Annotated in this window: 21 protein-coding genes; 8 read left to right on the forward strand and 13 right to left on the reverse strand. The window is 69.7% G+C overall.

Annotated elements, in window-relative coordinates:
* Positions 1-120 precede the first annotated feature (120 nt).
* Together BS75_RS15650 and BS75_RS15655 are read right to left on the reverse strand one after the other, a co-directional pair.
* Entirely contained in the window at positions 121-840 is a 720-nt protein-coding gene (locus BS75_RS15650) for a dienelactone hydrolase family protein (protein WP_034088675.1), read from the reverse strand.
* A gap of 223 nt (positions 841-1,063) precedes the next feature.
* The gene (locus BS75_RS15655; RefSeq protein ID WP_034088676.1) at positions 1,064-1,789 is read right to left on the reverse strand and encodes a TetR/AcrR family transcriptional regulator; all 726 of its coding nucleotides are present in this window, start codon (positions 1,787-1,789) and stop codon (positions 1,064-1,066) included.
* Between the two features lie 95 nt (positions 1,790-1,884).
* On the opposite strand from BS75_RS15655, the gene BS75_RS15660 reads away from it, so the two are divergent.
* Positions 1,885-3,009, forward strand: a complete 1,125-nt coding sequence (locus tag BS75_RS15660) for an FAD-dependent oxidoreductase (protein WP_034088677.1) — start codon at positions 1,885-1,887, stop codon at positions 3,007-3,009.
* Positions 3,010-3,062: 53 nt separating this feature from the next.
* On the opposite strand, the gene BS75_RS51915 is transcribed toward BS75_RS15660, so the two are convergent.
* The 5 genes from BS75_RS51915 to BS75_RS15685 all read right to left on the reverse strand — a co-directional run bounded on the left by BS75_RS51915 (position 3,063) and on the right by BS75_RS15685 (position 5,375).
* On the reverse strand, positions 3,063-3,515 hold the full coding sequence (locus BS75_RS51915) for a Txe/YoeB family addiction module toxin (protein WP_052069442.1): 453 nt from the start codon (positions 3,513-3,515) through the stop codon (positions 3,063-3,065).
* Positions 3,499-3,693 carry a hypothetical protein gene (locus BS75_RS15670; RefSeq protein ID WP_034093119.1) on the reverse strand — a complete coding sequence of 65 codons (195 nt, stop codon included), beginning with the start codon at positions 3,691-3,693 and terminating at the stop codon, positions 3,499-3,501. Before BS75_RS15670 ends, BS75_RS51915 begins: the two co-directional genes overlap by 17 nt.
* Positions 3,694-3,759: 66 nt before the next feature.
* Positions 3,760-4,611 carry a helix-turn-helix domain-containing protein gene (locus BS75_RS15675; protein WP_034088678.1) on the reverse strand — a complete coding sequence of 284 codons (852 nt, stop codon included), beginning with the start codon at positions 4,609-4,611 and terminating at the stop codon, positions 3,760-3,762.
* 4 nt (positions 4,612-4,615) lie between these two features.
* Complete coding sequence (locus BS75_RS15680; RefSeq protein WP_034088679.1) at positions 4,616-5,116, reverse strand: DUF6879 family protein; 501 nt, start codon at positions 5,114-5,116, stop codon at positions 4,616-4,618.
* Positions 5,085-5,375 (reverse strand): hypothetical protein, encoded by a 291-nt coding sequence (locus BS75_RS15685; protein WP_034088680.1) that lies wholly within the window; start codon positions 5,373-5,375, stop codon positions 5,085-5,087. The genes BS75_RS15680 and BS75_RS15685 overlap by 32 nt, the downstream gene beginning before the upstream one ends.
* A 286-nt stretch (positions 5,376-5,661) precedes the next feature.
* On the opposite strand from BS75_RS15685, the gene BS75_RS15690 reads away from it, so the two are divergent.
* Positions 5,662-5,904 (forward strand): hypothetical protein, encoded by a 243-nt coding sequence (locus tag BS75_RS15690; RefSeq protein WP_034088681.1) that lies wholly within the window; start codon positions 5,662-5,664, stop codon positions 5,902-5,904.
* Positions 5,901-6,143, forward strand: a complete 243-nt coding sequence (locus tag BS75_RS52425) for a DUF7848 domain-containing protein (RefSeq protein ID WP_034088682.1) — start codon at positions 5,901-5,903, stop codon at positions 6,141-6,143. The genes BS75_RS15690 and BS75_RS52425 overlap by 4 nt, the downstream gene beginning before the upstream one ends.
* Positions 6,144-6,321: 178 nt before the next feature.
* Here BS75_RS52425 and ychF read toward each other — a convergent pair whose 3' ends face one another.
* Entirely contained in the window at positions 6,322-7,395 is a 1,074-nt protein-coding gene (ychF, locus tag BS75_RS15700; RefSeq protein ID WP_034088683.1) for a redox-regulated ATPase YchF, read from the reverse strand.
* Positions 7,396-7,652: 257 nt separating this feature from the next.
* On the opposite strand from ychF, the gene BS75_RS15705 reads away from it, so the two are divergent.
* A complete protein-coding gene (locus tag BS75_RS15705; RefSeq protein WP_152645930.1) occupies positions 7,653-8,195 on the forward strand; it encodes a DUF6542 domain-containing protein in 543 nt (180 codons plus the stop codon).
* Positions 8,196-8,284: 89 nt separating this feature from the next.
* On the opposite strand, the gene ppgK is transcribed toward BS75_RS15705, so the two are convergent.
* A complete protein-coding gene (gene ppgK, locus BS75_RS15710) occupies positions 8,285-9,025 on the reverse strand; it encodes a polyphosphate--glucose phosphotransferase (RefSeq protein WP_034088684.1) in 741 nt (246 codons plus the stop codon).
* A gap of 138 nt (positions 9,026-9,163) precedes the next feature.
* Entirely contained in the window at positions 9,164-10,138 is a 975-nt protein-coding gene (locus BS75_RS15715; protein WP_063771508.1) for a 4-hydroxy-3-methylbut-2-enyl diphosphate reductase, read from the reverse strand.
* 146 nt (positions 10,139-10,284) lie between these two features.
* On the opposite strand from BS75_RS15715, the gene xseA reads away from it, so the two are divergent.
* The 3 genes from xseA (at position 10,285) to BS75_RS15730 (ending at position 12,603) form a co-directional block, all read left to right on the forward strand.
* The gene (xseA, locus tag BS75_RS15720; protein WP_034088686.1) at positions 10,285-11,499 is read left to right on the forward strand and encodes an exodeoxyribonuclease VII large subunit; all 1,215 of its coding nucleotides are present in this window, start codon (positions 10,285-10,287) and stop codon (positions 11,497-11,499) included.
* Positions 11,500-11,593: 94 nt separating this feature from the next.
* Positions 11,594-11,872: an exodeoxyribonuclease VII small subunit gene (locus BS75_RS15725; protein ID WP_042438471.1), complete on the forward strand. Its 279-nt coding sequence runs from the start codon at positions 11,594-11,596 to the stop codon at positions 11,870-11,872.
* Positions 11,873-11,997: 125 nt separating this feature from the next.
* Positions 11,998-12,603: a malonic semialdehyde reductase gene (locus tag BS75_RS15730; protein ID WP_034088687.1), complete on the forward strand. Its 606-nt coding sequence runs from the start codon at positions 11,998-12,000 to the stop codon at positions 12,601-12,603.
* 66 nt (positions 12,604-12,669) lie between these two features.
* On the opposite strand, the gene BS75_RS15735 is transcribed toward BS75_RS15730, so the two are convergent.
* On the reverse strand, positions 12,670-13,245 hold the full coding sequence (locus BS75_RS15735) for a DUF4245 domain-containing protein (RefSeq protein WP_231607783.1): 576 nt from the start codon (positions 13,243-13,245) through the stop codon (positions 12,670-12,672).
* 140 nt (positions 13,246-13,385) lie between these two features.
* Between BS75_RS15735 and glpX the strand changes: the two genes are divergently transcribed.
* Positions 13,386-14,453 (forward strand): class II fructose-bisphosphatase, encoded by a 1,068-nt coding sequence (gene glpX / locus BS75_RS15740; protein WP_042438431.1) that lies wholly within the window; start codon positions 13,386-13,388, stop codon positions 14,451-14,453.
* Between the two features lie 37 nt (positions 14,454-14,490).
* On the opposite strand, the gene BS75_RS15745 is transcribed toward glpX, so the two are convergent.
* Both BS75_RS15745 and BS75_RS51475 read right to left on the reverse strand, forming a co-directional pair.
* Positions 14,491-14,862, reverse strand: a complete 372-nt coding sequence (locus BS75_RS15745; RefSeq protein ID WP_081982350.1) for a WhiB family transcriptional regulator — start codon at positions 14,860-14,862, stop codon at positions 14,491-14,493.
* Positions 14,863-15,071: 209 nt separating this feature from the next.
* Positions 15,072-15,956, reverse strand: a complete 885-nt coding sequence (locus tag BS75_RS51475) for a DUF1707 SHOCT-like domain-containing protein (protein ID WP_063771509.1) — start codon at positions 15,954-15,956, stop codon at positions 15,072-15,074.
* Positions 15,957-15,968: the final 12 nt, after the last annotated feature.

Consider the following 15,968-nt stretch of genomic DNA (forward strand, 5'->3'; position numbering starts at 1 on the left):
CTTCGCACCGCAGCTGGTGCTCCGCTCCTCCGCCGACACCTGACACCTGACACCCGGCACCGTTGACCGGCCGTCAGGTCGGCAGCGCTCAGTGACTGTTGCCGACCCGACGGCCCGGCCTCACTTCAGGTGCCGGTCGAAGAACCGGCCCCCGTCCTCCAGTTCGAACCACGGGGTGCCGATGTGCCCGCCCATATTGGCGTGCAGCGTCTTCTCCTTGGTGCCGAAGGAGTCGAACAGCTCCAGGGCCCGCTGCCGGGGGTTCCCTTCGTCGTCCCACTGCAGCAGGAACAGCAGCGGGATGGAGAGCTGCCGGGCCTCCTCGCGCTGGGCGAGGGGCACATAGCCCCCGGCGAAGAAGCCGGCCGCCGCGATGCGCGGCTCCACCGCCGCCAGCCGAATGCCGACGGCGGTCCACCCCGAGTACCCGACCGGGCCGTCGATCCCGGGCAGCTCAAGGAGGGCGTCCAGGGTGGTCCGCCACTCCGGGACCGCCCCTTCGACCAGTGGGCCGATGAAGGACTCGAAGATCTCGTCGACCGGCTCGCCGGCCTGCATCGCCCTTCGGAGGTCGGCCCGGGCCTGCTCCTCGGCAGCGGAACGGGGCCGGTCACCGCACCCGGCCGCGTCGATGGCGGCCACCGCGTAACCGTGCGCAGCGTAGTACCGGGCCCGGGCCACCAGCCGGGGCTGCCCCTTGGGCAGGCCGTTGTTGTGGACCATCAGGATCAGCGGGGCCGGAGCGGATCCAGGCGTCCACAGGGTGCCGGGAATCTCGCCGAGGGTGAACTCACGTTCGAGGACGCCGTCATCGAGGCGCCGTTCGGAAGTGAACTGCATGGTCGTGCCTTTCGGGAATGCGCTTGGACGGCGCTCCCGGACGACCTATCGCCCGACCGTGACCCCGGAGGAGAGCACCCATGTCGATACTGTGTTCACGGGTACCACCTCCTCGTTCTCTCGCACGGCCTCCGAAACCCTAGCAGCGGCCGCAGTGGTCCGCCAGGTGGGCGAGCACGGGCCCAAGGGTCTCCACACCGTGCGACCACCGCCCGCCACGGGGTCAACCGGACGCGGGCCGGAGACCGTCCATCAGCAGGCCGAGGGCGAAGTCGAAGCGTTCGTGCCCGGTGCCGGAGACCAGCTCGGCGGCATGGCGTCGGGTCTGCGGGAACCTCTCGGCAGGCAGTGCGGTGAAGCGGTCCAACAGCTCCTCGTGGCTGAGCACCCACTCCTGGTCCTGGCGCCGGCGCCGTTGCTGGACCAGCGACTGCTCCAGCGTGTAGGCGCTGACGTAGAGGGACAGCGCGTCGCGGGCCCATCCGGCCGCCCTCGGTTCGATGCCGCCCGCGAGCAGGATCGCCAGGATTCCCTCGCCCACCCGCAGCGTCTCCAGGTTGGTCGACACCACGGCCAGCGCGGCGCGCGAGACCCCGGGGTATTCCAGGTACAGGTCGCGGATCTGCGAGTACACCCCGAGCAGCTGCTCGCGCCAGCCAGTCGGGTCCGGTTCGGGGAGCGCGACCTCGGCGTAGAGCCTGCCGATCAGCAGCTCGTCGATGCCGTCCTTGCTGTCGATGTGTGCGTACAGCGACGAAGGACCGGTGCCGAGCACGGCGGCGACCCGGCGGATGGTCAGCGCGTCGTACCCCTCGGTGGCGACGACCTCCAGGGCGGCGTCGGTGATCCGTTCGACGGTGATCGGCTTCTTGCGTGGCGCCGACACAGCGGCCTCCGCTCCGGGTTGGGCTTGGCGGGCTGCGCGGCGCTGGTGGGGATCGGCGGACATGCGGGCCACTATAACTTGACACGATCTAAGTTCGTTGAGTAGAACTAAGTTCGCTAGAACGAACTTAGTTCGTATCAATGTCCTGGAGGTGTGGGATGCGAGTTTCCGTTGTCGGAGCCGGTCTGGGAGGTCTGGCTCTCGCGCAGGGTCTGCGTGGTGCCGGGATCGAGGCCGACGTGTTCGAGCGCGACCCGGGGATCGTCGCGCGGTTCCAGGGCTACCGACTGGTGCTGGACCCGGTCGGATTCCAGGCGGTTCGCGACTGCCTGCCGACGCGCTGGCACCCGCTGCTGGACGAGATCGTCATGGACGCCTCCGCCGAGCAGCTGATCCTGGACCCGCAACTGAACGAGATCGGCCGGCTCGGCGCGGGCCGGACCGGGATCGTGGTCGACCGGCAGGTGCTGCGACAGCTGTTGCTGACCGGCCTCACCGTGCACACCGATGCCGCGCTGACCGGCTACGACGTGCTGGCCGACGGCGGTGTCCGAGCCCGGTTCGCCCGCCGCGACCCGGCCACCGCCGACCTGCTCGTCGGCGCGGACGGCGTCACCTCGGCAGTGCGCAGGGTGCTGTCGCCGCAGACCACCCCGACCGACACCGGCGTCCGGTTCGTCATCGGCCGCACCCCGCTGAGCGGCGGGTTCGCCGGCCTGTCCAGGGCGTACGGCTCGAAGATCACCGGCGAAGGCGTCAGCCTGCTGCTCGGCGCGATGCGCTTCCGCACCCCGCCGAAGCAGGCCGCCGAGCAGCTGGCCCCCGAAGTCACGCTGCCCGACATCGGCGACTACGTGCGCTGGGCCATGATCCTGCCGCCGAACGACTCACTGGAGGAGCTGACCGCGCAGGACGCCGTGCTGTCCAGGATGGACGGTTGGCACCCGGAGCTGCGCGCGCTGATCGAGCAGGCCGATCCGGACAACAGCACGCTGCTGTCCATCCGGGTGGTCAAGCCCGGTGGGCGCTGGGCCTCCGGCCCGGTCACGCTGCTCGGCGACGCGATCCACGCCACCTCGCCGACCGGCGGCAACGGCGCGAACACCGCGCTGCGCGATGCCGACCTGCTGCGCCGCTGCCTGATCGAGGCCGACGAGGGCCGCCAGGACCTGCTCGGCGCGGTCGGCGACTACGAGCGGCAGATGTTCGAGTACGGCGCCGAGGCCGTCCGCAGCAGCCTCGCGAAGCTGCCCGCCTTCGCCCCCGGAGCGAAACTGTCCTGAGTCGGCCGACTCCATGGCCAAGGGCATCCCGGCACCTACCGGACACTCGCCGATCAGTAGTGATACCGGGCGGCGAGGATGACGATCTCCCGGTCCGTCACCAGGTAGACGAGGCGGTGCTCGGCGTCGATCCGCCGCGACCAGGCCCCCGGCAGGTGATACTTCAGCGGCTCCGGCTTGCCGATGCCCGCGAAGGGGTCACGCCTGACATCCTCACCGGCCGTGATGTTCGTCAGGTAGCCCCAATCCAGCTCATACCGAATGTAGTTGGTCAGCGGGCAGGTGACGATGTGCACCCGGTGCATCCGCTTGCCTGCGGCCGTGTTCCGGCCGACCTGCGCCAGCCACCCAGCGTTGTAGTCCGCTGGCTTCTCCTCGCCAGCCGCGCAGGCCCGAAGATTCTCGGCGCTCGAAGACCCCGTGTAGTCGTCCAGGGACTCCAGTCGGAAGGCTTCCCGGTCGAAGCTGTCGAACAGCGCTCCGAAGTCCTCAGGCGAGATGTTCACGTGCAAGCCTCCGGATCAGTTCCATGGGGATCTCCACCATGGTTTCGCGAGCGGGGATGTCCCGCCCATGGTCGGTGATCTGCTCACCCTGGACAGCGAGCGTGCCCCGATCTGTGAGGTACACCGTCGGGCACGACCCGTTCTCGCAGTCGCCCACAAGTACGGTCAGCTTCGTCAAGGGTCCAAGTCCGTGGCCGGCGGTTTGGTGACGGCTGGTCATCTACGGAGTCCCGTAGAGGGCACGTCAGGTTCCTTGAAGGCGGCTACGCACCGCCTCGATCTCGTTCCGTGCGGCGGTGCCGAATACAGCCTGATCCCTCAGGGCACCGAACACGCGGATGAAGTACGCGATGTTCTCGGGTCTGGATGTCTGGAACGCACCCGACCAGAACTCTTGCTTGAGCAAGCTCTCATCAAACAGGTAGAAGCCCTCACCGGGGTAGAGCGTCCGTGGTCGGCCTTGGGGGATGATCCCGATAGACACATACGGAAGCTTGGCCAATTGCAACAGGTGGTCAAGCTGGCCGGTCATCACCTCGACCCCACCTGTGTTGTTCGTCAGCGCGGACGCCTCCAGGAGGAACGAGAATATGGGTGCTCCGGTGCCGAGGAACCGCTTCCGGACCATCCGGTTCTGTGCCGCTTCCTCGACGTCGTCCAACGGCAGGCCGTGCAGTTTGGCGTGAATGGTGAACTGTGCCTTGGCGTACTCGACCGTCTGTAGGAATCCAGGGATGAACAGCGACTCATACACGCGGAGGAACTTGGTCCTCGCGTAGAGGTCCATGGCCTGGAACTGGAGACGTTTCATCCCCGGCCGATGCCACCGCTTGTAGTCGGTCCACATCTGCTCGATCTCACGACTCACCGCGATTAGTTCGGGGATCTGCCCCTCAACGGCGCAGGCCGTCGCCCACCTCCGAATGTCGTCCTCGGTCGGGCTCTGTGTCCCGTGCTCGATCTTCGACACCTTGGTCTTGTGCCAACCGCAGCGCCGAGCGAGCTCGACACCCGAAATATGGCTGTCCCGGCGCAGTTCCTTGAGTTGAGTCCCGAACGCGCGCTTCGCGGACTCGGACGGTCCTTGATCCGACATGTCGTTACGGCTTGTACCCATCGTTGGGGACGCCGAGCGACCATGCCCGCTCGAACGCGTCATTGCAGAAACTGACCACGTCCGGATCGGTTGAGAGCTGAATATCGGTCTGTTGGTTGTCTCCACCGATGAGGTTGAACACCACTAGGTCATCACGGATCAGACAGTCGTTCCCCGGCAACGGCAGCGCCGACACGAGGGGGCGGGGAAGCCATCGAAGACGTTCCTCGGGGTCGGCCAACTCCACCGCCATCCGCTGATACTCCGAGAGCGGTTCGGAGATGACCCGCACACGCCGGTAGGGGAAGCCGAGAGCGGCCTTCCCGGACAGGAACGCGCGATGCCCACGCATCGACTCTTCGACCGTCTCACGGTCGCCTGAGCGCCACGCCTCGAACAGCGGGCGATCTACCTCATAGAAGTCCCGTAGCTCAAGCTTCCGCACCTCTTGGGCGGGCTCACCGAACAGCAACTCAAGTCGGCGTGATGCCGAGATCAATTCCATAGCGCTCCCTGACGTACTTCCGCACGAACACATCCATGGTCCGTCCGGACATCTCTCCGAACGTCTCGTCCTCGGCCAGCGAGACGAGCTGATCCCGGACCTTCGGGCCGCGCGTCTTGAGCTGCACGATCCAGGAGTCACGGTCGGTCTCATAGAACGTCTCGCACTCGACACCGCCCTGTGAGCTGGGGTCCGTGCAGAAGAACGTAGCGGTCAAGTCGTCGCTGTCGATGCTGTGTTGCCGCATGTTGCTCCCCATGATCCGGCCACATGTCACCTCCGACCTTCACCCCACGACTGCCCCGAGGTCAAGCATCCGGAGCACCGAAGCCCAGAGACGCTGATCGGTCACGCCAGAGCCTCCCTCGTGGGTTCGGGCAACTATGAGCAACTTCATTGAGCCTGCTGCACAGCCGCTTCTACCGTCGTGGAGAAACCCCGGAACTCACCGCTCGGGAGCGACGAAATGAGTGCAGCAGCCAGAGGCGAACCCCCTCTCCCGATGCCCCTTGACGGCTGCACCAGCCTGACGGGCGGGTGAGCGCATGAGCATGGCCGATGGTGAGATCTACCCCCGTGACCCTGACACGTTCGACTACGGGTTCCCCCCGAAAGATCCTCAGGTAGTCGGTGACTGTCCCACCTGCGCCGAACTGGTATTGCGTCGGGGAAAGTGCCGCGCGGTCAACAACCGCAGCGGCGCGTCCGACATGAACGTCCTGCTGCGGGAGCACCAAGACCAAGAGCACATGACCCCCGAACAGCGGGCACGGACGGTGATCCTGTGACCGTTCGCCAGCGCCTCCGGTTCCGGCAGTACCACGTGAAGCCGGACGAGACAGCTACCGTCATCGGGCAGGCATGGTGCTGCACCGATGAGACCGAGTGCCAGTGGACGAGTGGTGAGCGCACTCGTGCCGACGATCTCACTGCCCTGATCGCGAAGCATGCCGCCGAGACAGAACACCAGTGCTACCGGCGGACGGCTACGGACTACGCCACCGCCGTACCTGGTGACTGGGTCTGAGAAGAGAGCCGGATTCGCGCTGATCAGAGCAACTGAGAAGCCATCAGGTTAGTCACCACCGTGCCGGGGAAGAGACAGGAACGGCCCGGAACACTCCGAAGAGTGGCCGGGCCGTATGTGCTCTGGACTGCGTGTCTGGTGCTACTGACCAGGGGCGACAGAAGCCCCCGATCAAGTCCTAGACGTTGAAGCGGAACTCCACCACGTCGCCGTCCTGCATGATGTATTCCTTGCCCTCGATGCGGGACTTGCCCTTGGCGCGGGCCTCGGGGATCGAACCGCACTCGACCAGGTCGTCGTAGGAGACGATCTCGGCCTTGATGAAGCCCTTCTGGAAGTCGGTGTGGATCACGCCGGCGGCCTCGGGGGCGGTCGCGCCCTTCTTGATGGTCCAGGCGCGGACCTCCTTGGGGCCGGCCGTGAGGTAGGTCTGCAGGCCCAGGGTCTCGAAGCCGACGCGGCCGAGGGTGGACATGCCGGCCTCCTCCTGGCCCATGGACTGGAGCAGCTCCAGGGCCTCGTCCTCGTCCATGCCGATCAGCTCGGACTCGATCTTGGCATTGAGGAAGATCGCCTCGGCGGGGGCCACCAGCTCGCGCTGGGCCTGCTTGAAGTCCTCGTCCATCAGCTCGTCCTCGTCCACGTTGAAGACGTAGAGGAAGGGCTTGGTGGTGAGCAGGTGCAGCTCGCGGACGGACTCCTTGTCGAAGCCGACCTCGAACAGGGTCTTGCCGGACTCCAGGACCTTCTGCGCCGCCTCGGCGGCGGCCAGGGTGGCCGCCGACTCCTTCTTGAGGCGGGACTCCTTCTGCAGTCGGGGGACCACCTTCTCGATGCTCTGCAGGTCGGCCAGGATCAGCTCGGTGTTGATGGTCTCGATGTCGTCCTTGGGCGAGACCTTGCCGTCGACGTGCACCACGTCCGGGTCCTGGAAGGCGCGGATGACCTGGCAGATGGCGTCCGACTCGCGGATGTTGGCGAGGAACTTGTTGCCCAGGCCCTCGCCCACGCTGGCGCCGCGCACGATGCCGGCGATGTCCACGAAGTCGACCGTGGCCGGGAGCACCCGCTGCGAGCCGAAGATCTTGGCGAGCACGGCGAGCCGGGCGTCGGGCACGCCGACGACGCCGACGTTCGGCTCGATGGTGGCGAACGGGTAGTTGGCTGCCAGCACGTCGTTCTTGGTCAGGGCGTTGAACAGCGTGGACTTGCCGACATTCGGCAGGCCGACGATTCCGATCGAAAGCGACATGTGGCTGGATCCTGGAGGCGAGGCGGGACGGGGGACGGATCCCCAGTCTACGGAGGTCGGCCCGCCGCTCCGTACCGCGCCGGCGGCGGACGGTCCGGAGCGCGGACCCCGGCCCCCGCGAGCCGGCCGTCACCGGGCGAACGGTGGTGCGAGGGCAGCCCTGGCGAGCCCGGCCGATAGGCACAGCGGGTGACAGCGGTGAATTATCGGCGTGTCCGTGCGCACAGGTGGCGTTCATCCGACCGTACGTTGGTCCCGTGGAGTACCGACGCAGGTCCGACGAACGCCCCGGTGTCATGGAGGCCCCCGCCGTGCCCGGCCCGGCGCGCTCCCCCGAGCCGAGCCGAGGCGGCACGCCCCGGCCCGGCGGCGGGCGGCCCGTGCCGAGCGGCGCGGGCGGTCCCCGGGGACCGCGACGGCTGACCGCCATCGGCGGCGCCGTGGTGACCCTCGGCGCGACCTTCCTCGGCGGGGCGGTCGACTACTGGCTCTTCGACGGCGTGGGCATCCTGATGGGCCTGGTCTACGTGGTCGCGAGCTTCCAGGTCGCGATCCGGGTGCGCCCGATCGACCTCGCGGCGGCGCCGATCAGCGGGCCGATCGCCTTCGCGGTCACCCTGGCCGTGCTCAGCCCCGCCCCCGGCCCCGGCTTCATCGGCCACGCGGTCGGACTGGCCACCGCACTCGCGCTGCAGGCCGGCTGGCTGTTCACCGGCACCCTGGTCTCGGTCGTGATCACGCTGGCCCGGCACCTCGCGCTCAGCCGCGCCCGTCGCCGGACGGCCGGCCCCGCCGCCTGAGACCCACCGTCCGGAGAACCGGCGGCCTGACCCCGACCGGGTCCGGGGCCGGGCCGCGGCCCGGGTACTGGGCCGGGCCGCGGCGCCGGTCAGGCCAGCTTGGCGGCCGTCATCGCCGCGCCGACGATGCCGGCGTCGTTCTGCAGCTGGGCCGGGACGATCTCCGCCCGCAGCGGCTTCAGCAGCGGCAGGAACTTGTCCGCCTTCCGGCTGACGCCGCCGCCGATGATGATCAGCTGCGGCGAGAACAGTCCGTCCACCATCGCGAAGTAGTCGTCCAGTCGCTCCGCCCACTGGTGCCAGTTCCAGCCGTGCTCCTCCCGGGCCGCCGAGGACGTGTGCTTCTCCGCGTCCTTGCCGTGCAGCTCCAGATGGCCGAGCTCGGTGTTGGGCACCAGCACGCCGTCGACGAAGAGCGCGCTGCCGATGCCCGTGCCCAGGGTGAGCATCAGGGTCACGCCCTTGCGCCCCTTGCCCGCGCCGTAGGTGACCTCGGCCAGGCCGGCCGCGTCGGCGTCGTTCACCAGCGCGACCGGCAGCCCCAGGTCCTCCGCGAAGAGGCTGCGGGCGTCCAGGCCGATCCAGCCCTTGTCGACATTGGCGGCCGTCCGGGTGTGCCCGTCGACGACGACGCCAGGGAAGGTCAGGCCGACCGGCCCCTTCCAGCCGAAGTGGCCGACGACCTCCTTGACACTGGCTACCACGGCCTCCGGTTCGGCCGGGGACGGGGTGAGCACCTTGAACCGTTCCTCTGCGAGCCGGCCCTGGTCCAGGTCGGCGGGGGCGCCCTTGATGCCGGAGCCGCCGATGTCCACGCCAAAGACGTTCACGTTGTGATACCCCTGTTCGTCGTTGAACCAGCCGTTGAAGCGACTATCGCCAACGTAGGGCCTACCCCGTCGTGCCGCCCTGCTTTCGTGGTGCCACCGCGTTACTTCGGTGACTTGCGGCTACCTGCCCACAGCGGGCTACTTGCCCGCGGCCTCGGCCCGCAGATCGCGACGGAGCTCCTTGGGCAGCGAGAACTGCAGGTGCTCCTCCATCGTCCGGACCTGCTCGACGTCGCCGAAGCCGCGCGCGGCCAGCCACTCCAGCACGCCCTCGACCAGGATCTCCGGCACCGAGGCGCCGCTGGTCAGGCCGACCGTGGAGACGCCCTCCAGCCAGGCCTCGTCGATCTCCTCGGCGAAGTCCACCAGGTGGGCGGCCTTGGCCCCGGCCTCCAGCGAGACCTCGACCAGCCGCACCGAGTTGGAGGAGTTGCGCGAGCCGACCACGATCACCAGGTCGGACTGGGCGGCGACCTGCTTGATCACCACCTGCCGGTTCTGTGTGGCGTAGCAGATGTCGTCGCTGGGCGGGCTGGTCAGCAGCGGGAAGCGCTGCTTGAGCGCGCCGACGGTGGCCATGGCCTCGTCCACGGACAGGGTGGTCTGCGACAGCCACACCACCTTGGACTCGTCGCGGACCTGCACACTGGCGACGTCCTTGGGGCCGTCGACCAGATGGGTGCGCTCCGGCGCCTCGCCCATCGTCCCGATGACCTCCTCGTGGCCCTCGTGGCCGATCAGCAGGATGTCGTAGTCCTCGTCGGCGTAGCGCAGCGCCTCCTTGTGGACCTTGGTGACCAGCGGGCAGGTCGCGTCGATGGTGGCGAGCCTGCCGCGCTCGGCCTCGTCGTGGACGGAGGGGGCGACGCCGTGGGCGGAGAAGACGACGATGTTGCCCTCGGGGACCTCCTCGGTCGCGCCGACGAAGATGACCCCCTTCTTCTCCAGGGTCTGCACCACGTACTTGTTGTGGACGATCTCGTTGCGGACGTAGATCGGGGCCCCGTACTGCTCCAGGGCCTTCTCGACGGCGATCACGGCACGGTCGACGCCGGCGCAGTAACCGCGCGGTGCGGCGAGCAGGACACGGCGGGGAGCGGTAGCAGCAGACATGTGCCCAGCCTACCGGCCGCCCGGGCGCGGCCCCGGGGCGTGACGGCCCACGCCGGGGCGCGGGGCGCACGCCGAGCGCGGACGGCGGCAGGGACCCGGCCTTCTCGGGGCCTGGTGTTGTCGGGGTCGGCCGATACGCTCGACGCATGGCTCTCGACAGCTCAGCCGAAGCAGCAATCCCGGTCGGCCGGGTCTCCCAGCTCATCGGCGGGTGGATCAACCGCCTGGGTGCGGTCTGGGTGGAGGGGCAGATCACCCAGCTCAGCCGGCGGCCCGGCGCGGGCGTGGTGTTCCTGACGCTGCGTGACCCCTCGGAGGACGTCTCGCTCTCGGTCACCTGCTACCGCTCGGTCTTCGATCCGGTGGCGGAGCTGGTCGGCGAGGGCTCACGGGTGGTGCTGCACGCCAAGCCCGAGTGGTACGGACCGCGCGGGACGCTGTCGCTGCGCGCCGCCGAGATCCGGCTGGTCGGCCTGGGCGACCTGCTGGCCCGGCTTGAGCTGCTGAAGCGCACCCTCGGCGCGGAGGGGCTCTTCGCCGCCGAGCGGAAGCGCCCGCTGCCCTTCCTGCCGCAGTGCATCGGCCTGGTGACCGGCCGCGCCTCGGCCGCCGAGCGCGACGTGCTGCAGAACGCCCGGCGGCGCTGGCCGGCCGTGCGCTTCGAGGTGCGCAACGTCCCGGTGCAGGGGGTGCACGCGGTGCCGGAGGTGATCGCCGCCGTGAAGGAGCTGGACGAGCACCCCGAGGTGGACGTGATCATCGTCGCCCGGGGCGGCGGCAGCGTCGAGGACCTGCTGCCGTTCTCGGACGAGCGGCTGGTCCGCGCGGTCGCGGCGGCCCGGACGCCGGTGGTCAGCGCGATCGGCCACGAGCCGGACCAGCCGCTGCTGGACTACGTCGCGGACCTGCGCGCCTCCACCCCGACCGACGCCGCCAAGCGGGTCGTTCCCGACGTCCGCGAGGAGCTGGCCCGAGTGCACGGGCTCCGCGACCGGGCCCGCTACGGCGTCCGGGCGCGGCTGGACCGGGAGCGCTCGGGGCTGGACGCGGTGCGCAGCCGTCCGGTCCTGGCCGCGCCGCACCGGATGGTCGACGAGCGGGCCGCCGACGTGGCCGCCCTGCTGGAACGTTCCCGCCGCACCCTGGACCACCGGCTGGACCGCGCCTCGGCCGATCTGGCGCACACCCTCGCCCGGGTGGTGGCGCTCTCCCCGGCGGCGACCCTCCAGCGCGGCTACGCGGTGCTGCAGCGCGCGGACGGCGCCGTCGTCCGCGACCCGTCCCAGGTCACGGCCGGGGAGCCGCTGCGGGCCCGGGTCGCGGGCGGCGATTTCCCGGTCACGGTCGGCCCCGAGGACTGAGCCGCGCCCGGCGGCCGGCAGCCCGCGGACGGCAGCCGGCCGACGGCCGGACGGAGCGGCGGAATTGTCGGTGCCCACCCGTACGCTGAGTGCCATGACGAAGCAGTCGGACAGCGCGGTGGCGGCAGCGACGACAGGGACGGACGGGACGGACGCGTCGGCGGTCGACGACGCCCTCGGTTACGAGCAGGCGCGCGACGCGCTGCTCGACGTGGTGCGCCGGTTGGAGACCGGGGGCAGCTCCCTGGAGGAGTCCCTGGCGCTGTGGGAGCGCGGGGAGCAGCTGGCCAAGGTGTGCGAGCGCTGGCTCGACGGCGCCCGGGCCAGGCTGGACGCGGCCCTGGCCGAGGGCGAGGACGCCGACCCGGAGTAGGGCGCCGAGCACAGTGAGGTGGATCACACGAGAACTTGGCTGCCTTGGAAATAGTTGAAACTTCACCTATGTTGTAACCGGCAGGCGGCGATCGGGCCGCCCCGGACTTCTTCAGAGGTGTACCCATGACCATTGCCGACGCTCTCGTCCTCGACCCCGCCGCCCAGGACCTGCTTTTCCGCGAGGCCCGCACCGCGAACACCTTCACTGACGAGCCGGTCACCGACGAGCAGATCCAGGCCATCTACGACCTGGTCAAGTACGCGCCGACCTCGATGAACATGTCGCCGCTGCGGATCGTGCTGGTCCGCTCGGACGAGGCCCGCGCCCGTCTGGTCGGCCACATGAGCGACGGCAACAAGGACAAGACCGCGGGCGCCCCGCTGGTCGCGATCCTGGCCGCCGACCACGAGTTCCACGAGGAGCTGCCGAAGCTCTTCCCGCACTTCCCGCAGGCGAAGGACCTCTTCTTCGCGGAGCGCCCCGGCCGTGAGGCCGCCTCCAACCTGAACGCCACCCTGCAGGCCGCCTACTTCATCCTCGGCGTACGCGCCGCCGGCCTCGCCGCCGGCCCGATGACCGGCTACGACGCCGCCGCCATCAACAAGGAGTTCTTCGCCGACGGCGACCACTCCGTGCTGGCCGTCGTCAACATCGGCAAGCCGGGCGAGAACGCCTGGTTCCCGCGCTCCCCGCGGCTGGAGTACGACGAGGTCGTCACCACCGTCTGACCCGGCACGCACAGCGCCCCGGCCGAATCCGTTCGGCCGGGGCGCTGTCGTCGTTCCGTGCTGCGCTCAGCTGCCGCTGAGCCGGGCCGCGAAGCTCTCCATCGCGGCATAGGACTCGGTGCCGGTCACCACCGTCGTCACCTTGGGCGTCTGCAGCACCAGGGCGCGGTAGTTCGAGCCCTGGTAGTGGCTCCAGACCACGCCGTTCACCGTGCTGGTGCCGCTGACCTTGACGCCGCCGGTGGTCACGCTGGGGATGAAGTCGGCCGGCGAGCCGTTGCTCTGCTGGACCGAGACGTACTGGCCGCCGGGGTCGACGAAGCCCAGGCTCCAGACCGCGTCGGTGGCGTCCATCCCGTTGTAGTTGACCTCGGTCGCGTTCCAGCCCTTCGGCAGGCCGGTCGGGGCCAGCACCGGGTAGGGGGCCGCGCGCCGGGCCGAGTCGACGGCCGCGCCGTACTCCACCGGATGGACCCCGTTGCCGCCCGAATGCGGGATGAAGTAGTAGATCACCAGGCCGGTCAGCATGACCGCCGCCAGGGACAGCACCATGTCCTTGATCGACTTGGAGCCCATGCCCGGACGCTTCTGCGTCGTCGTGGGCGCCGTCCCGACCTGAGCCACCGCGTTCTCTGTTGCCACGTACCCATGGTGGCCCATGGGTCCGCGCGAGCACAGCACCGGGGGGGTACGTGCCGCGCGCCACAGACATCTCCGCAGGTCGCGGATACGATCAACACACCCTCATCCGGCCGTCGTCGTACAGAGAGGTACGGGAACCGATGACCGAGCAGCACCCGCACGACCAGCAGCACCAGCACGGCCAGCACAATCTGCCCCAATCCCTGGAGGTCGCCCCCGAGGCGCCCGACCGCAACCTCGCCCTCGAACTGGTCCGGGTGACCGAGGCCGCCGCCATGGCGGCCGGTCGCTGGGTCGGCCGAGGCGACAAGAACGGCGCGGACGGCGCAGCCGTGCGCGCCATGCGCACCCTCGTCCACACCGTGTCGATGAACGGCGTCGTCGTCATCGGCGAGGGCGAGAAGGACGACGCGCCCATGCTCTTCAACGGGGAGCGGGTCGGCGACGGCACGGGCCCCGAGTGCGACGTGGCCGTGGACCCGGTGGACGGCACCACCCTCACCGCCAAGGGCATGCCCAACGCGGTGGCGGTCCTGGCCGTCGCCGACCGGGGCACCATGTTCGACCCCAGCGCCGTCTTCTACATGGACAAGCTGGTGGCGGGACCGGAAGCGGCCGGTCTCGTCGACATCACCGCACCGGTCGAGCACAACGTCCAGGCCGTCGCCCGGGCCAAGGGCTGCGCACCGGAGGACGTCACCGTCGTCCTGCTGGACCGACCCCGCCACGAGAAGCTGGCGGCCGAGATCCGGGCCACCGGCGCCCGGATCAAGTTCATCTCGGACGGAGACGTGGCCGGAGCGGTGATGGCCGTCCGCGAGGGCACCGGGGTCGACCTGCTGCTCGGCGTCGGCGGGACGCCCGAGGGCATCATCGCGGCCTGCGCCATCAAGTGCCTCGGCGGCGTGATCCAGGGCCGGCTGTGGCCGAAGGACGAGGCGGAGCGCCGCAAGGCCCTGGACGCCGGCCACGACCTGAGCCGCGTGCTGCACACCGACGACCTGGTCAGCGGCGAGAACGTGTTCTTCGTCGCGACCGGGATCACCGACGGCGAACTGCTGCGCGGCGTCCACTACAAGGCGGAGACCGCGATCACCAGCTCGCTGGTGATGCGCTCCAAGAGCGGCACGATCCGTCGGATCGAGAGCGAGCACAAGCTGTCGAAGCTGCGGGCCTACAGCGCGATCGACTTCGACCGCGCACGCTAGCGGCGGCGCAGTACCGCAGGCACTCGCCGCGGCCGGCTCAGCCGGCCGCGGCGACCTGCGTTCCGATCCGGGCCGCCTCGCGCAGTTCCTGCTCCCGACGGCGGCGCCGGGCCAGCACCACCCGGCGCTCGGCGGCCGTCAGGCCGCCCCAGACGCCGTAGGGCTCCGGCTGCAGCAGGGCGTGCTCGCGGCACTCCAGCAGGACCGGGCAGCGTCCGCAGACCCGCTTGGCCTGCTCCTCGCGGGCCAGCCGGGCCGCGGTGGGCTCCTTGGAGGGAGCGAAGAACAGTCCGGCCTCGTCCCGCCTGCAGGCGGCACTGGAATGCCAGGGAGAGTCGTCCGTATGTCCGCGCTGCGTGGGAACGCGTGAACGGTTCGCGTCCAAACGGGCTTCTATCGGACGAAGCACAGCACACTCCTGACGGCGGTCCGGGGAGGGTCAGCACCGCCGTACGACCCAGCGGATCCACTGCCGCGCGGCGAGGCGATGTGAGCCAGGATCTACCCCGTCGGTAGGCCATTCATGCACACCGCACACAATCCGATGAACAGACTCGTCGGAATGCGCGCGGGCCCGCCGAGCGATTCCCCGCCGATTCCCCCGCCGCCCCTCTGCCCTCAGTACCCGCCGCGGTAGCGGTCCCGGCGCTGCCGGCCCCGGTCCCGGCGCTCCCAGCGGCGCTCCAGGTGGTCCTCGTGCCGCGAGCGGCGCCACTCGTCCCGCGCCTCGCGCCCGATCCGGCCCAGGTCCTCACGGTCGAAGCCCTCGTCCACCGCCCGGCGCAGCGTCTCCTTCAGCTTGCCGAACCGCTTGCGCTTCGCCTCGACCCCGCCGAAGACGCAGACGGACTTGACCACCACCACCGGGCTGGAGGCGTCGGCCCCCTCCTGCTGGCGGATGTCGGTCCCGCCGAAGATCCCGATCCCGCCGCCGCGCAGGGCCACGTGCTCCGGCACCTTGATCTCGACGCCGCCGAAGACGGCCGTGCAGTGGATCACCAGCTCGGGCTGGTCGAAGACGGCCTCGGACAGGTCGATCGAGACGCCGCCGAAGACCGCGATCGCCTTCATCCAACTACCGGCCCGGAAACGCCCCTTGCGCTCCGCGCCGCCGAAGACCGCGATCAGCTTCGGGTCCTCCGAGCGAGCCGGCGGCTCTCCGCCGGCCGGTCCGCGCGCGGGCGCGGGCTTGGACATCGAGACCGGCTGCGGCGCCTCGCCGTGCAGGTCGCCGTGGGACGGCAGGTCCCGGGTCAGCGGCACCAGTTCGCCCAGGGTCTTCGCGGCGTAGACGGAGTCCACCCGCTCCGAGTGCTCCTCGGCGGTGAGTCTGCCCTCGGCATAGGCCTCGCGCAGCGCCTCGGCGACCCGCTCGCGGTCGGCGTCGGAGGCGCGCATCGCCAGCGCGTCGACGGCGGCGTCGGCCGGATCCGCGTACGGCCGCTGGGGCTTGTTCTCCGGGACGGCTTTCTTCATGGGGTCCGGCAGGGAGGAGTTGTCCACAACGTGAGGATA

It is taken from the genome of Streptacidiphilus albus JL83 (genome assembly GCF_000744705.1).
Taxonomy (GTDB): Bacteria; Actinomycetota; Actinomycetes; order Streptomycetales; family Streptomycetaceae; genus Streptacidiphilus; species Streptacidiphilus albus.

Coding starts and splice junctions, on each gene's coding strand:
- BS75_RS15715 (WP_063771508.1), bottom strand. CDS start 10,138: ATGTCTGCTGCTACCGCTCCCCGCCGTGTCCTGCTCGCCGCACCGCGC.
- BS75_RS15680 (WP_034088679.1), bottom strand. CDS start 5,116: ATGGAATTGATCTCGGCATCACGCCGACTTGAGTTGCTGTTCGGTGAG.
- BS75_RS15655 (WP_034088676.1), bottom strand. CDS start 1,789: ATGTCCGCCGATCCCCACCAGCGCCGCGCAGCCCGCCAAGCCCAACCC.
- BS75_RS15725 (WP_042438471.1), top strand. CDS start 11,594: ATGACGAAGCAGTCGGACAGCGCGGTGGCGGCAGCGACGACAGGGACG.
- BS75_RS15730 (WP_034088687.1), top strand. CDS start 11,998: ATGACCATTGCCGACGCTCTCGTCCTCGACCCCGCCGCCCAGGACCTG.
- BS75_RS15660 (WP_034088677.1), top strand. CDS start 1,885: ATGCGAGTTTCCGTTGTCGGAGCCGGTCTGGGAGGTCTGGCTCTCGCG.
- BS75_RS15675 (WP_034088678.1), bottom strand. CDS start 4,611: ATGTCGGATCAAGGACCGTCCGAGTCCGCGAAGCGCGCGTTCGGGACT.
- ychF (WP_034088683.1), bottom strand. CDS start 7,395: ATGTCGCTTTCGATCGGAATCGTCGGCCTGCCGAATGTCGGCAAGTCC.
- xseA (WP_034088686.1), top strand. CDS start 10,285: ATGGCTCTCGACAGCTCAGCCGAAGCAGCAATCCCGGTCGGCCGGGTC.
- BS75_RS15685 (WP_034088680.1), bottom strand. CDS start 5,375: ATGGGGAGCAACATGCGGCAACACAGCATCGACAGCGACGACTTGACC.
- BS75_RS15690 (WP_034088681.1), top strand. CDS start 5,662: ATGAGCATGGCCGATGGTGAGATCTACCCCCGTGACCCTGACACGTTC.
- BS75_RS15650 (WP_034088675.1), bottom strand. CDS start 840: ATGCAGTTCACTTCCGAACGGCGCCTCGATGACGGCGTCCTCGAACGT.
- glpX (WP_042438431.1), top strand. CDS start 13,386: ATGACCGAGCAGCACCCGCACGACCAGCAGCACCAGCACGGCCAGCAC.